12 protein-coding genes are annotated in these 15,590 nt (G+C 57.2%); 3 read left to right on the top strand and 9 right to left on the bottom strand.

Going from position 1 to position 15,590, the window contains the following annotated elements:
- Positions 1–8 precede the first annotated feature (8 nt).
- Positions 9–953, top strand: a complete 945-nt coding sequence (gene panS / locus B498_RS00745) for a ketopantoate/pantoate/pantothenate transporter PanS (protein WP_008503416.1) — start codon at positions 9–11, stop codon at positions 951–953.
- A 50-nt stretch (positions 954–1,003) separates the two neighbouring features.
- On the top strand, positions 1,004–1,276 hold the full coding sequence (locus tag B498_RS00750) for a DUF3811 domain-containing protein (RefSeq protein WP_008503415.1): 273 nt from the start codon (positions 1,004–1,006) through the stop codon (positions 1,274–1,276).
- Here the strand turns inward: B498_RS00750 and rluF are convergent, their stop codons facing one another.
- From rluF to metH, 5 genes are all read right to left on the bottom strand, one after another.
- Positions 1,277–2,149, bottom strand: a complete 873-nt coding sequence (gene rluF / locus B498_RS00755; RefSeq protein WP_008503414.1) for a 23S rRNA pseudouridine(2604) synthase RluF — start codon at positions 2,147–2,149, stop codon at positions 1,277–1,279.
- A 54-nt stretch (positions 2,150–2,203) separates the two neighbouring features.
- Positions 2,204–2,521, bottom strand: a complete 318-nt coding sequence (locus tag B498_RS00760; RefSeq protein ID WP_008503413.1) for a CcdB family protein — start codon at positions 2,519–2,521, stop codon at positions 2,204–2,206.
- Positions 2,521–2,814: a type II toxin-antitoxin system CcdA family antitoxin gene (locus B498_RS00765; RefSeq protein ID WP_008503412.1), complete on the bottom strand. Its 294-nt coding sequence runs from the start codon at positions 2,812–2,814 to the stop codon at positions 2,521–2,523. The genes B498_RS00760 and B498_RS00765 overlap by 1 nt, the downstream gene beginning before the upstream one ends.
- A 95-nt stretch (positions 2,815–2,909) precedes the next feature.
- Positions 2,910–4,541 carry a Na/Pi cotransporter family protein gene (locus tag B498_RS00770; protein WP_008503411.1) on the bottom strand — a complete coding sequence of 544 codons (1,632 nt, stop codon included), beginning with the start codon at positions 4,539–4,541 and terminating at the stop codon, positions 2,910–2,912.
- A 217-nt stretch (positions 4,542–4,758) separates the two neighbouring features.
- The gene (gene metH, locus B498_RS00775; RefSeq protein WP_008503410.1) at positions 4,759–8,442 is read right to left on the bottom strand and encodes a methionine synthase; all 3,684 of its coding nucleotides are present in this window, start codon (positions 8,440–8,442) and stop codon (positions 4,759–4,761) included.
- Positions 8,443–8,635: 193 nt separating this feature from the next.
- Here metH and iclR point away from each other — a divergent pair, with 193 nt between their 5' ends.
- Positions 8,636–9,466 carry a glyoxylate bypass operon transcriptional repressor IclR gene (gene iclR / locus B498_RS00780; protein WP_008503409.1) on the top strand — a complete coding sequence of 277 codons (831 nt, stop codon included), beginning with the start codon at positions 8,636–8,638 and terminating at the stop codon, positions 9,464–9,466.
- A gap of 37 nt (positions 9,467–9,503) precedes the next feature.
- On the opposite strand, the gene aceK is transcribed toward iclR, so the two are convergent.
- From aceK to metA, 4 genes are all read right to left on the bottom strand, one after another.
- Positions 9,504–11,240 carry a bifunctional isocitrate dehydrogenase kinase/phosphatase gene (aceK, locus tag B498_RS00785; protein WP_008503408.1) on the bottom strand — a complete coding sequence of 579 codons (1,737 nt, stop codon included), beginning with the start codon at positions 11,238–11,240 and terminating at the stop codon, positions 9,504–9,506.
- Between the two features lie 51 nt (positions 11,241–11,291).
- Positions 11,292–12,596: an isocitrate lyase gene (gene aceA / locus B498_RS00790; RefSeq protein ID WP_008503407.1), complete on the bottom strand. Its 1,305-nt coding sequence runs from the start codon at positions 12,594–12,596 to the stop codon at positions 11,292–11,294.
- A gap of 31 nt (positions 12,597–12,627) precedes the next feature.
- Positions 12,628–14,229, bottom strand: a complete 1,602-nt coding sequence (gene aceB, locus B498_RS00795; RefSeq protein WP_008503406.1) for a malate synthase A — start codon at positions 14,227–14,229, stop codon at positions 12,628–12,630.
- A gap of 270 nt (positions 14,230–14,499) precedes the next feature.
- Complete coding sequence (metA, locus tag B498_RS00800) at positions 14,500–15,429, bottom strand: homoserine O-acetyltransferase MetA (protein ID WP_008503405.1); 930 nt, start codon at positions 15,427–15,429, stop codon at positions 14,500–14,502.
- Positions 15,430–15,590 lie beyond the last annotated feature (161 nt).

The raw sequence follows: 15,590 nt of genomic DNA, 5'->3' as shown, positions 1-15,590 counted from the left end.
AAATCATTATGTTATCCGCTATTACGCGGCTGTTCCCGTTATGGGCGCTGCTGCTCTCCGTACTCGCGTATTACACGCCCACCACGTTCACCGGTATTGGTCCATGGGTCACCACGCTGCTGATGTTGATCATGTTCGGTATGGGCGTGCATCTGAAAGCCGACGACTTCAAACGCGTGCTGTCTCGCCCAGCGCCCGTCGCGGCAGGAATATTTCTGCACTACCTGGTGATGCCGCTCGCGGCGTGGCTGCTGGCGATGGCCTTTAAGATGCCGCCCGACCTTTCCGCCGGGATGGTGCTGGTGGGCAGCGTGGCCAGCGGCACGGCGTCCAACGTCATGATCTATCTGGCGAAAGGCGACGTGGCGCTCTCCGTCACTATCTCGTCCGTCTCGACGCTGGTGGGCGTGATTGCCACGCCGCTGTTAACCCGCCTGTACGTGGATGCGCATATTCAGGTGGACGTGATGGGCATGCTGCTGAGCATTCTGCAAATCGTGGTGATCCCGATTGCGCTGGGGCTGGTCATTCACCATCTTTTCCCGCGCGTGGTGAAGGCCGTTGAGCCATACCTGCCCGCATTTTCGATGGTCTGTATTCTGGCCATCATCAGCGCCGTGGTGGCGGGCTCCGCCTCGCACATTGCTTCCGTAGGCTTTGTGGTGATCGTCGCGGTGGTGCTGCATAACACCATTGGCCTGCTGGGCGGCTACTGGGGCGGGAAACTGTTTGGCTTCGACGAATCGACCTGCCGCACGCTGGCAATCGAGGTAGGGATGCAGAACTCCGGCCTGGCGGCGGCGCTCGGTAAAATCTACTTCTCACCGCTGGCGGCCCTGCCGGGTGCGCTGTTCTCCGTCTGGCATAACCTCTCCGGCTCGCTGCTGGCGGGCTACTGGTCCGGCAAACCGATTGAGGAACAAACGAAAAAAGATGCGGTGAAGCAGGGTTAATTGACTCAGCTTGCTTTACACTGAAGCCTCTCTCTCAGGAGGCTTCAGCAATGGCGACACCACGTTTGACCCAGAAAGACATGACGGAAGCCGAGCAGCGCGAACTTAAAACGCTTCTCGACCGCGCCCGCATCGCGCATGGCCGTACGCTGAGCAACGCCGAAACCAATCAGGTGAAAAAAGAGTACATCGACAAACTGATGGCGCAGCGTGACGCCGAGGCGAAAAAAGCCCGCAAACTGAAAAAGCAGCAGGCTTACAAGCCGGATACTGAAACGACCTTTTCCTGGTCGGCCAATACCTCTACCCGTGGAAGGCGCTAGCTAGCGTCCTTTCTTTTTACGGCCAGGCTGGGTAAATCGCTTCCCGTTGCCCGGTTTGCCGCGTCCTTTCTCTTCCGCCTGCGGTGCCTTCACGACCGGACGCTTAATCGCCTGGGTTTTCGGTTTTGCTTTGGCCTTCGGCTTCGCTTCGGACGAGGAGTTCTCGATAAGCTTGAACAGCTCGATCAGTTCGTCGTCCGTTAAGTCGCGCCATTCGCCCAGCGGAATGCCGGACAGGCTGACGTTCATGATGCGCGTGCGCTCCAGCTTCGTCACTTCATAACCGAAGTATTCGCACATGCGGCGGATCTGGCGGTTTAAGCCCTGCACAAGGGTAATACGGAACGCGAACGGCGCTTCTTTCTTCACCTTACACTTTTTCGTAACGGTACCGAGGATCGGCACACCGGCGCCCATACCGCGAATAAAGTCGTCCGTGACCGGCTTATTAACCGTCACAATGTACTCTTTCTCGTGATCGTTACCGGCACGCAGGATCTTATTGACCAGATCGCCGTGGTTAGTGAGGAAAATCAGCCCCTGAGAGTCTTTATCCAGACGGCCAATCGGGAAGATACGGCTGCTGTGGTTCACGAAATCAACGATGTTGTCCCGCTCGCCATCTTCCGTGGTGCTGACAATCCCAACCGGTTTGTTCAACGCGATAAACACCAGGTCTTCGGCATCACGCGGTTCGATGAGCTGACCATTCACTTTAACCACATCGCCAGGCATCACCTGGTCACCAATCGTGGCGCGTTTGCCGTTGAGGAACACATTACCTTGTTCAATGTAACGGTCCGCCTCGCGACGTGAGCAGATCCCGCTCTCGCTAATGTATTTGTTTAATCGGGTTGATTGAGTTGGCAGCATAGTTTCTCCTGTGAAGGGCGAAATATACCTTACCTTGTGGCTGACAAAAAAGTGTTAGTAACCGTTGATCAAAAAATCGAGTGCATCCCGCAATGAAGTACGGTTTTGCGTAAGATCGGCGACACGCTCGCCTAACTCTTTTGGCGATATGCCTGCCATCATGTGCATCATTACCACACAGGGTTTACCCGCTATCTCAACGACAGGGCACACTTTCGCAGGTGGCTGAATGCCACCCAGATGGCTAAGTTCAACTGCGGGGGCGACCAGAACATGCTTCATCACATTGGCCACGGGATGCTGCATATTGATTAGCCAAGGATAGGCAGTTTTCCCCTTACCTTCATTCTCATAAGCAAAATATTGCTCCATCAGAACGACCTCTGAAAGTCACTAAAGGAGCCGTTTTCCTCAACCCACTGGTTAATGGCCTCGATAGACGCTTTATTTTCTGCTAACCACTCTGCGCGCTGATGCGCACGAAACTGCTCCTGCAGTGCAGCCGTGAGTACAGCGGAGAGATTAAGCTTAAGCCGTCGCGCCTCTTCAAGAATTTCAGGTGCTAACGACACGTTGACTGATTTTTTAATGCCACGAGTAGTGCGCATGAGAACCCCCATCGGAATGCGCATGAATTGGCGAAGTGTAGCGTAATAAACGAGCATTTTCTATTCCCTAAAAAACGTAAGGTCTGAAGGGTAAATGGCGTTTGATAAGGTGTCACGCCTCGCAACAAGGTTTTGCGAGGCGCTTTCAGAGATTAATACTCATCCCGCTGGTCATCTTCATCCGGCTGTTCCATCACGCTGTAGGCTACCGCACAGAACAACGAGTTGAGGCGCTTCATATCCCCCAGCAGTCCCAGGTGGAGTGAGCTGGTTTCGATACTTTGCACGTTTTGCTGATGCAGACGCTCAACGTGGGCGTGCGAGTAGCGGCGGTTAAGAATGCGGAATCGATGCTTGTTACGGCGCAGGCGGCGCGCGCTCGGGACGTCGCTGGAAAAGAAGACCAGCATCGCCAGCTTCAGGTTACTGACCAACTGCTCGTGCAGCGCTTCAAGCTCTTTTAAGCCTTCAACGGAGAACGCCCGGCGTGCGGCCAGCGACTTATCGGCTATCTCGCTGCCCATGCGCTCAACGATATCGGAGGCCTGCTCAAGGTTGAGCGACATCTCAATGATTTCCGCCCAGCGGCGGGACTCCTCCTCCGCCAGCTCGTCCTGCGGCATGCGGGCCAGGTAAAGCTTAATGGCGGTATAGAGCACGTTGATATCGTCCGCCAGTCTGCGCAGCTCTTTCTCCTCTCGCGGCTCGCCGTGCATCACCTTTTGCAGCCCTTCGAGCATGGTTTCCATGGCGTCGCCCATGCGCAGCGTCTCGCGCGCGGCATTCGCCAGCGCCAGCGCCGGGGTGTCCAGCGCGGAGGTATCCAGATGCTTTGGCTTCAGGCGGGCGTCCAGCTCCGGTTCGTCCTGAATGAGTCGCTCGCAGAAGCGAGCCATCGACCCGGCAAAAGGGACCATCGCCAGGCAGCGCACCAGGTTGTAGAACACGTGGAAGTAGATCACCAGCTCCGCCTTCGGCAGCGGGAGGTTATCCATCAGGTTCGCCAGCGGATGGATAAAGGGCAGAATAATCAGGCTGCCCACCAGCTTAAACAGCAGGCTACCGAGCGCCACGCGGCGGGCGGCGGCGTTGGCGGCGCTGTTATTGAGCATCGCCAGCAGGCCAGAGCCGAGGTTGGCACCGATCACCAGGCACAGCGCGACCGGGAAGGAGATCGCCCCGGCGGCAGTGAGCGTGGCCGTCAGCAGCACGGCGGCCAGGCTGGAGTAGCTGACGATGGCAAACACCGCGCCAATCAGCGCGTCCAGCATGATGTCCCCGGTCAGGGAGGCGAAGATGACCTGCACGCCGTTGGCCTCGGTAATCGGGGTGACCGCCTGCACAATCAGCTCCAGCGCCAGCAGAATCAGCCCCAGGCCAATCCCCACGCGTCCAAGCTGGCCCGCCCGCGTCTGTTTGCGGCCGAGGAAGAAGATGACGCCGACAAAAATCAGCAGCGGCGACAGCCAGGAGAGATCGAAGGTCAGGATACGCGCCATCAGCGCGGTACCCACATCAGCCCCCAGCACAATCACCAGCGCCGGGGCCAGCGCCACCAGATCCTGCGCCACAAAGGAGGTGACAAGCAGGGTTGTGGCGTTGCTGCTCTGAACGAGTGCCGTTACGCCAATGCCTGCGCAGAAGGCGAGCGGCTTCTTCTCAACGCTGCTGCTGAGAACGGTACGTAAACGGGCGCCAAATACGCGCATCACGCCGGTACGGACGATATGGGTGCCCCATACGAGCAGTGCGACTGCAGAGAGCAGATGTAACAGGGTCAGCACGGATGGTTTTCCTCCTTATCTTTATCGGTTTTCCTGAGGTTCCCTGCGCGTTGCCATGTCTGATGACGGCGACGCCTTATCCGACCTACGCACAGGCCCGGTAAGCGCACCGCCACCGGGTGCCAGGGATAGAACCTTATTTCAGTATAAGGGGTTAAGCGTAAGAAAGAGACAAGGCACCCATGAGGTGCCCTGTTTGTTGTAAGGAAAAGTGACGTTAGTCTGCGTCGTAGCCTAAATTCGGTGCCAGCCAGCGCTCTACTTCTGACACGCTCATGCCTTTGCGCAGGGCGTAATCTTCAATCTGATCGCGCTGAAGCTGCGCCACGGCGAAGTACTTGCTGTCCGGGTGGCTGAAGTACCAGCCGGAGACGGACGCGCCCGGCCACATGGCGTACGACTCGGTGAGCTTCATCCCGGTATGGGCTTCGACGTCCAGCAGTTGCCAGATCGTGCCCTTTTCGGTGTGTTCCGGGCAGGCCGGGTAGCCCGGCGCCGGACGAATCCCCTGGTAGTTTTCGCGGATCAGCTCCTCGTTGCTGAGGTTTTCGTTCGCCGCGTAGCCCCAGTGCACCTTACGCACGCGCTCGTGCAGGTACTCGGCGAAGGCTTCCGCCAGGCGGTCGGCGATCGCTTTCACCATGATTTTATTGTAATCATCGTACTGCGCTTCGAACGCGTCCGCCAGCGCATCTTCTTCCAGACCGCCGGTTACCGCAAAGGCGCCAATATAGTCGGCTTTACCGCTCAGCTTCGGCGCGACAAAATCGGCCAGGCAGTAGTTGGCAAAGCCCACTTTCTCGGTTTGCTGGCGCAGATGGCGGCTGACCGCCAGCACGTGAGTGCGGGTTTCATCGCGGTAAATTTCGATGTCGTCGCCCACGCGGTTGGCCGGGAACAGCCCCACCACGCCGCGTGGGTTGAGGGTTTTCTCCGCGCTTAGCCTGTCGAGCATGTCGTTGGCATCGTTAAACAGGCGTTTCGCCTCCTCGCCCACCACCTCATCTTCCAGGATGCGCGGATATTTGCCCGCGAGCGACCAGGTCATAAAGAACGGCGTCCAGTCGATGTAGTTACGCAGCGTTTCGATGCTGGCACTGACCTCCTGAACGCCCAGGCGATGCGCGACCGGCGGCGTATAGCTCGACCAGTCAAACGCCAGATCGTTATCGCGCGCCGCCTGGAGTGAAACTGGCGGGGTGCGCGGTTTCTTGCGCCCGTGCTGGATGCGAACGGTTTCGTACTCTTTGCGGGTGCGCTCAACAAACTCGTCGCGCTGGGTGTCAGAGAGCAGCGCGGAGACCACGCCCACCGTGCGCGAGGCGTTCTGCACGTAGACCGTCGGCCCGCTGTAGTTCTGCTCGATTTTCACCGCCGTGTGCGCCTTGGAGGTGGTCGCGCCGCCAATCAGCAGCGGAATGGTGAAGCCCTGACGCTCCATCTCCTTCGCCACGTTAACCATCTCGTCCAGCGACGGGGTGATCAGCCCGGAGAGGCCAATCAGGTCAGCATTCACTTCGCGCGCGGTCTTGAGGATTTTATCCGCCGGGACCATCACGCCAAGGTCGATAATCTCGTAGTTATTGCACTGCAGCACCACGCCGACGATGTTCTTGCCGATGTCGTGCACGTCGCCCTTCACGGTGGCGATGACCATTTTGCCGTTGCTGGAGCCTTTCTCTTTGCTGGCTTCGATAAACGGCTCCAGGTACGCCACGGCCTGCTTCATCACGCGGGCGGATTTCACCACCTGCGGCAGGAACATCTTGCCTTCGCCAAACAGATCGCCGACCACGTTCATGCCGTCCATCAGCGGGCCTTCAATGACCTCAATCGGGCGGGCTGACTGCTGGCGCGCCTCTTCGGTGTCCTGCTCGATAAACTCGGTGATGCCTTTTACCAGCGAATATTCCAGACGTTTTTTCACGTCCCAGGCGCGCCACTCGGCCTGCTGAACGTTGGCTGCGTCATCCGACTTGCTGCCGCGGTATTTTTCTGCCAGGTCAAGCAGCCGCTCCGTGGCGTCGTCGCGGCGGTTGAGGATCACGTCTTCCACCGCGTCGCGCAGCTCGGCGGGCAGGTCGTCGTAAATCGCCAGCTGGCCGGCGTTAACGATCCCCATGTCCATCCCGTTGCGGATAGCGTAGTAGAGGAACACGGCGTGAATCGCTTCACGCACCGGGTCGTTGCCGCGGAACGAGAACGAGACGTTCGATACGCCGCCGGAGATGAGGGCATGCGGCAGCTCGCGCTTGATGTCCTCGCACGCGCCGATAAAGTCCTGGGCGTAGTTGTTGTGCTCTTCGATGCCGGTCGCCACGGCGAAGATGTTCGGGTCAAAGATGATGTCTTCCGGCGGGAAGCCTACCTCTTCGGTCAGTATTTTGTACGCGCGGCGGCAAATCTCAATTTTACGCGCGCGAGTGTCGGCCTGGCCCACTTCGTCAAAGGCCATGACCACCACGGCAGCACCGTAGCGGCGGACCTGCTTCGCGTGATGAATAAAGGTATCAACGCCCTCTTTCATGGAGATGGAGTTGACGATGCCTTTACCCTGAATGCATTTCAGCCCCTTCTCGATCACCTCCCATTTGGAGGAGTCGATCATGATCGGCACGCGGGCGATGTCCGGCTCACCGGCAATCAGGTTGAGGAAACGCACCATCGCCGCTTCGGCGTCGAGCATCCCCTCATCCATGTTGATATCGATAATCTGCGCGCCGCTCTCAACCTGCTGGCGGGCAACATCCAGCGCTTCGCTGTACTTCTCTTCTTTGATCAGGCGTTTGAACTTCGCGGAGCCGGTGACGTTGGTACGCTCACCCACGTTCACAAACAGGCTGTCGTCGCCGATGGTTAACGGCTCAAGGCCCGAGAGGCGACAGGCAACCGGCAGCTCGGGCAGCTTGCGCGGCGGCAGTCCGGCCACGGCGTTGCTCATGGCGGCGATGTGCTCCGGCGTGGTGCCGCAGCAGCCGCCGACGATGTTGAGAAATCCAGACTCGGCCCACTCGCGGATTTGTGCCGCCATGGTGTCGGCATCCAGATCGTATTCACCGAAGGCGTTCGGCAGACCGGCGTTCGGGTGCGCGGTAACGTAGCATTCCGCAATGCGCGACAGCTCCTGCACGTACTGGCGCAGCTCGTCCGGGCCCAGCGCGCAGTTCAGGCCGAAGGAGAGCGCGTCGGCGTGGCGCAGGGAGTTATAAAACGCTTCGGTGGTCTGGCCGGACAGGGTACGGCCGGAGGCATCGGTGATGGTGCCGGAAATCATGATCGGAAGATCAACACCCAGCGCCTCGAACTCCTCTTTCACCGCGTAAATCGCGGCCTTGGCGTTGAGGGTGTCGAATACCGTTTCAATCAGGATCAGATCGGAACCGCCTTCCACCAGCGCTCTGGTCGATTCACGGTAGGCAACAACCAGCTGGTCAAAGGTGATATTACGAAACGCCGGGTCGTTGACGTCCGGTGAAATCGACGCGGTGCGGTTGGTTGGGCCAAGCACCCCGGCAACGTAGCGCGGCTTGTCCGGCGTGCGGGCCGTCCACTCGTCGGCGCAGGCGCGCGCAAGCTTTGCGGCTTCAAAGTTGATCTCCGCCGACAGGGATTCCATCTGGTAATCCGCCATGGCGATGGTTGTCGAGTTAAAGGTGTTGGTTTCAACGATATCCGCACCCGCTTCGAAGTAAGCGTTGTGAATATCCTTGATCACGGACGGCTTGCTGAGCACCAGCAGGTCGTTGTTCCCTTTCAGGTCGCAGGGCCAGTCGGCGAAACGTTCGCCGCGGAAATCGCCTTCGCTCAGACCATAGCCCTGGATCATGGTGCCCATGCCGCCGTCCAGCACCAGAATTCGTTCATTTAACTGCGCACGCAGTTGCTCTACTTTGCTGCTCACACTTGCTCCCGACAACGCTCAACAAGGCCAAAAGGCTGCGTTCCATACTGGCACAATCTCGCAGGGTGGAAAAGTCGCTCAGCGGTAACATGAGACATGTTCACTATCACTCCTCCGATCAGTCAGGATAACGGTTGCAAATTCACCAAATAAAACGAAAATGATTTCCACGATACAGAAAAAGGAGATCGTCATGGTCGCGACCGTTCCCGCTAAACGCGGCAGAAAACCTGCTGCCACCACCGCTGCCGCACAACAGGGTGGACAGGTTCAATCGCTCACGCGCGGTCTGAAGCTGCTGGAGTGGATAGCCGAGTCGCACAGCAGAGTGGCCCTGACGGAGCTGGCCCAGCAGGCTGGCCTGCCGAACTCCACGACGCACCGCCTGCTGACCACCATGCAGCAGCTGGGCTTTGTCCGCCAGGTAGGCGAGCTGGGGCACTGGGCGGTGGGCGCGCATGCGTTTATCGTGGGCAGCAGCTTCCTGCAGAGCCGTAACCTGCTGGCGATTGTGCACCCGATTCTGCGCAAATTGATGGAAGAGTCGGGCGAGACCGTGAATCTGGCCGTGCTCGACCAGAGCGACCATCAGGCGATTATCATCGACCAGGTGCAATGCACGCAGCTGATGCGCATGTCCGCGCCGATTGGCGGCAAGCTGCCGATGCATGCCTCAGGGGCGGGTAAAGCGTTCCTCTCGCAGCTGACCGAGGAGCAGGTGACGGGGCTGCTGCACCGTAAAGGACTGCATGCTTATACCCACGCCACGCTGGTTTCGCCGGTGCATCTGAAAGAAGATTTGGCCCTGACCCGCAAGCGCGGCTATTCGTTTGACGACGAGGAGCACGCCCTCGGCCTGCGCTGTATCGCAGCCTGCATTTTTGACGAGCACCGCGAGCCGTTTGCCGCCATCTCTATTTCCGGGCCGATTTCACGTATGACCGACGATCGGGTCACTGAGTTGGGTGCGCTGGTGATTAAGGCGGCGAAAGAGGTCACGCTGGCGTACGGTGGGATTCGTTAAGCATGCATTGCCGGGTGGCGGCTTCGCCTTACCCGGCCTACATGATGCCCTCTGAAAACCGGATGCAAAACCGCTGCTTGCGACGGTAAGCGTACACATCTTCCACGTGCCCGTTTTTGATCCGCGTTTGCAGTCCCCGCCAGTAGCTGGCGCGGAACAGATCGGCATGCATCTCTTCGAATAGCGGCCCGATGCGCGGATCGGCGCACAGCCAGTGTCGAAACTTTTCGGGAAACACATCGCCCGGCGAAACGCTGTACCACGGCTCGCTGGAAAGCTCATCTTCCGGGTAGCGGGGCGGTGGGATATCGCGGAAGTTCACCTCGGTCATGTAGCAAATTTCGTCGTAATCGTAGAACACTACCCGTCCGTGACGGGTGACGCCGAAGTTTTTGAACAGCATATCGCCCGGGAAGATATTGGCGGCGGCAAGCTGGCGAATCGCGTTGCCGTACTCTTCAATCGCATCTCTTAAAGCCTGACCGTCGGACTGCTCCAGCCAGATATTCAGCGGCACCATGCGACGTTCAATGTAGAGATGGCTGATCGCGATTTTATCGCCAAGATCGGTGATTTTGGCGGGTGCTTCCTGCAGTAAAAGCGCCATGAGCGCCGGATCGATCTGCTGCTTATCCAGCACAAAGTTTTCGAATTCCTGAGTATCCGCCATGCGCCCGACGCGGTCGTGCTCCTTAACCAGCTGGTAGCAGGCGCGGACGTGCGCGGCGGTCATCTCTTTCTGCGGCGCGAATCTGTCCTTAATCACCTTAAAGACCCGGTCGAAGCCCGGCAGGGTAAACACCAGCATCACCATGCCACGAATGCCGGGCGCTTCGATGAACTGCTCATCGGCCGTGGTGACATAGCGCAGGTACTCCCGGTAGCTTTCCGTTTTAGCGTGCTTCTGGCAGCCAATGGCCATATACAGCTCGGCTGTGGTTTTACCCGGCAGGATCTCGCGCAGCCACTCCACCAGCGCGGCGGGCAGCGGAGCGTACACCATAAAATAGGAACGGGCGAAGCCAAACACGATGCTGGCCTCGGCGCTGGTAGTCAGGCAGGTATCGACAAACAGTTCCCCGTCGTCGGTACGATGAATGGGCAGCAGAAACGGCACAATGGCCGTCGGCGTAACCAGTTTGCCCACCAGCCAGGCGGCTTTATTGCGGTAGAAAAGCTCGTTGGCCACCTGCAAATGGCTGTGGCTGAGCACCTCCGCGCCGAATGCTTCTTTGAGATGGGCGTGGATATACCCGATATCCCGGGCTTTATTCTCCCAGGGCAGACGCAGCGGCAAATCCGTCAGCACGCGATGCAGGAGCTTTTCCCATCCGTGCTCGGGAAAGAAATCTTTCGCCAGCGGACGCGGAATGGTACGAAAGCGCCGCTCGGGCTGGGAGCTAAAGATAAATAACCGCTCAGGAGATAATGAGCGGTGGTCAAATAACCGGCAATAGACGGAGTTGAAAAAACTCTCCGCAATCTCGAAGCGCGGGTAGTCGGGTAACAGATGGGTGTAATGCTCTTTTACGCGCAGTAAAAATTCCGCGTCCGGACTTTTACCGTCGGTAATACAGCGCAGCTGCTCCACCACCAGACCCACGTGGTGGTCATAAAGATGGATACGCTGCTTCATGGCCTGCTGAACCGCATGCCAGTCTGCGTGTTCGAAGCGCTGCTGGGCGCCGGAGGTTACTTCCAGAAAACGACCATACTGGGCATCGAAGCCCTGCAAAATAGTTTGGGCAATCAGTAATTCCAGGCCACGCGACATATATTCCCCCTCACCACCAACCCTCTCCCCAGGGGGGAGAGGGGGAAAAGATTAGAACTGTGCTTCTTCCGTTGAACCCGTTAAGGCGGTGACGGAGGAGGTGCCGCCCTGAATAATCGTGGTCACATTATCAAAGTAGCCGGTGCCCACCTCCTGCTGGTGTGAGACGAAGGTGTAACCATCTTTCCCCGCCGCAAATTCCGGCTGCTGCACCTTCTCAACGTAGTGCTTCATGCCCTCACCCTGCGCATAGGCGTGCGCCAGGTCGAACATGTTGAACCACATGCTGTGGATGCCTGCCAGCGTAATGAACTGGTATTTGTAGCCCATGTCGGACAGCTGCTGCTGGAAGCTGGCGATGGTTTTGTCATCCAGCTTTTTCTGCCAGTTGAAGGACGGCGAGCAGTTGTAGGCAAGCAGTTTGCCCGGGTACTTCGCATGAATGGCGTCGGCAAAGCGTTTTGCCAGCGCCAGATCCGGCGTAGAGGTTTCACACCAGACCAGGTCCGCGTACGGCGCGTACGCCAGACCGCGGCTGATCGCCTGCTCAATGCCCGCATGGGTGCGATAGAACCCTTCGCTGGTGCGCTCGCCGGTGATGAACTCGCTGTCGTACGGATCGCAGTCAGAGGTGATCAGGTCAGCCGCGTCCGCATCGGTACGGGCAATGACCAGCGTTGGCACGCCGAGCACGTCAGCAGCCAGACGCGCGGCAACCAGCTTCTGCACGGCTTCCTGAGTCGGAACGAGCACCTTACCGCCCATGTGTCCGCATTTCTTCACTGACGCCAGCTGATCTTCGAAGTGAACGGCCGCTGCACCGGCCTCAATCATCGATTTCATCAGCTCGAAGGCGTTCAGCACGCCGCCGAAGCCCGCTTCCGCATCTGCAACGATCGGCAGGAAATAGTCAATAAAGCGCGGATCGTTAGGTTCGATGCCCGCCGCCCACTGGATCTGATCTGCACGACGGAAGGTGTTGTTGATCCGATCCACGACCGACGGCACGGAGTTAGCCGGATAGAGCGACTGATCCGGGTACATGCTGGAGGCCAGGTTGGCGTCCGCCGCGACCTGCCAGCCGGAGAGGTAGATAGCCTCAATACCGGCCTTCGCCTGCTGCAGCGCCTGACCGCCGGTCAGCGCGCCGAGGCTGTTGATGTAGCCCTTTTTAGAGCCACCGTGCAGCAGCTTCCACATTTTCGCCGCGCCATTTTGCGCCAGCGTACATTCCGGATTGACCGAGCCGCGTAATTTCACCACGTCTTCCGCGCTGTACGGGCGGCGGATGCCTTCCCAGCGAGGTTGTGTCCACTCTTTCTTTAATTCTTCGATTTGTTGGGTACGGGTTTTCATGTGCAGATGCTCCATATTGTTATGTGGTGAGTTACGCCAGGAAGCGGTAGCCCGGCAGGGTCAGGAAGTCGATTAAGTCATCTGATGTGGTGATTTGCTCCATCAGGCGGGCAGCGTCGTCAAAACGCCCGCTGCTGAAGCGGTGTTCGCCCAGTTCGTCCTGGATCACCCGCATCTCTTCGGCCAGCATCTGGCGGAACAGGGTCTTGGTCACCGGTTTGCCGTTGCTGAGCGTTTTTTGATGGTGGATCCACTGCCAGATAGAGGTACGTGAGATCTCCGCCGTCGCAGCATCTTCCATCAGGCCGTAGATCGGCACGCAGCCGTTGCCGGAGATCCACGCTTCGATGTACTGCACCGCGACGCGAATGTTGGCCCGCATCCCCTCTTCCGTCCGTTCGCCCGCGCACGGCGCCAGCAGCTGTTCTTCTGCGATTGGTGCATCATCTTCACGGGTGACAAACAGCTGGTTTTTGTTGTCGCCGAGCACGCGGTTAAAGACCTCCATCGCCGTATCGGCCAAACCCGGATGGGCGATCCACGTCCCGTCGTGGCCGTTACGTGCTTCAAGCTCTTTGTCGGCTTTCACCTTGTTGAGCACCTGATTGTTGCGCTCTGCGTCTTTGCTCGGGATAAAGGCTGCCATGCCGCCCATCGCAAAGGCACCGCGCTTGTGGCAGGTTTTGATCAGCAGACGCGAATAGGCGCTCAGGAACGGTTTGTCCATGGTGACAACCTGACGATCGGGGAGCACGCGATCGGGATAATTTTTCAGGGTTTTGATGTAGCTGAAAATATAGTCCCAGCGTCCACAGTTCAGACCGACAATGTGGTCGCGCAGCGCATGCAGGATTTCATGCATCTGGAATACGGCGGGCAGCGTTTCAATCAGCAGGGTGGCTTTGATGGTGCCGCGCGGCAGGTTGAAACGATCTTCCGCATAGCTGAAGACCTCGCTCCACCAGGCCGCTTCCTGCCAGGCCTGCGTTTTAGGCAGGTAGAAATACGGGCCGCTGCCTTTCGCCAGCAGGGCTTTGTAGTTGTGGAAGAAATAGAGTGCAAAATCAAACAGGCTTCCTGGAATGGCTTCTCCACGCCAGGTGACATGTTTTTCGGGCAGGTGCAGGCCGCGCACGCGACAGATCAGCACCGCCGGGTTCGGTTTGAGCTGGTATATTTTGCCGGCTTCATTGGTATAGCTGATGGTGCCGTTTACGGCGTCGCGCAGGTTGATTTGCCCCTCGATGACCTTACGCCAGTCCGGTGCCAGCGAGTCTTCAAAATCGGCCATAAAGACTTTAACGTTCGCGTTCATGGCGTTGATCACCATTTTGCGTTCTACCGGACCGGTGATCTCAACGCGACGATCCTGTAAATCTTCAGGGATGCCGCGGATTTTCCACTCGCTACGACGAATGGAAGCAGTTTCCGAAATAAAACCAGGCAACTTGCCGTTATCAATTTCCTGCTGCTGATGAATACGTGCCGCCAGCAGCTTATTGCGCTGCGGCGTAAAGCGGGTCACCAGTTCAGTCAGAAATTCTACCGCTTCTGCCGTTAATACTTGCTGTTCTTGCTCGCCATACGGCTGGGTAAAGGCCAGTTCATCGACCGTCGTTGCCTGTTGAGTCATTACTCTGCTCCTCATCAAAGATCCAAAATCACACTCCCGACGCGAACGAAAGATCGTTGGGTAGTTTTCGCTCAGCAGAATTAAGACTATCTCTATTTTTTCTAAAATCAAAAACTATTTCCATTTTAATTATAAATTGCAATTAATTGATTGATTTTATTGAAATTAAAGTTTTAAAGAATGATGAGTGGCATTTCGGAAATAAAAAAGGCACCCGAAGGTGCCTGATTTGAATAGCTGAAACGCTTTAGGATCGTTTAGTGCAGACGATTACTCTAGCGTTGGATTCATGTGACGCAGATCGTATGGTGTTATCTGGTAGACGTAATAGTTGAGCCAGTTAGTAAAAAGCAAATTCCCGTGGCTGCGCCAGGTCGCTCTCGGTTTGTTTTGCGGATCGTCTTTCGGGAAATAGTTGTAAGGGACATCCGGGTTAAGACCCGCTTCAACATCACGGAAATACTCTGACGCAAGGGTGTGCGGATCGTACTCAGGATGTCCGGTCACAAAGGCAATGCGCTTATCTTTACTGGCAAACAGGTAAGCGTCCCCATCTTCCGTTTCGGCCAGGATCTCCAGATCGGTGTAATCACGAATCAGCTGGGCCGGGAAGTCAGCGTAGCGAGAATGCGGGGCCAGGAAAGAATCATCAAACCCGCGCGTCAGCAACGCATGGGGATGGAGAATATGGTGTTCGTATACGCCGGAGAGCTTTTCAGTGCGGGTTTGCTTGGGGATGCCATACAAAATATTCAGTGCGGCTTGTACCGCCCAACAGACAAACAGCGTGGACGTGACGTGATCTTTTGCCCATTCCAGCACCTGTTTGATCTGCGGCCAGTAAGCGACATCGTTAAATTCCACCAGGCCCAGCGGCGCGCCGGTCACAATCAGTCCGTCGAAGTTTTCACCCTGAATGTCATCAAAGTTGCAGTAGAAGTTGTTCAGGTGCTCAGAAGGCGTGTTGCGAGACTCACGGGCGTCGATCCGCAGCAGCTGAATATCAACCTGCAGAGGGGAGTTCGACAGCAGACGCAGGAACTGGTTTTCTGTTTCGATCTTTTTGGGCATCAGATTGAGAATAAGCACCTTCAGCGGGCGAATTTCCTGACCTGTCGCACGTGAAGTCGTCATCACAAAGACATTTTCTTCACGCAAGAAATTGACGGCTGGTAGCTCGTCCTGCACCCGAATCGGCATAGCTTTATATCCTCACAACATACGTATAAACGTTTAGACATCCAGACAGCTAACGATACCCAGAAATGATCGGAATGTCGAGTCTGCAAGGCGAAGGTGAGAAAGTTTCAGGGAGAGGGAGAGGGAGAGGAAGAAAAACAAAAGCAAAAAACCCCGCACCT

It is taken from the genome of Enterobacter sp. SST3 (assembly GCF_000286655.1).
GTDB lineage: Bacteria > Pseudomonadota > Gammaproteobacteria > Enterobacterales > Enterobacteriaceae > Enterobacter > Enterobacter roggenkampii.
The sequence above is the reverse complement of the archived record's forward strand: the minus strand, read 5'-3'. Positions and strand labels throughout refer to the sequence as shown.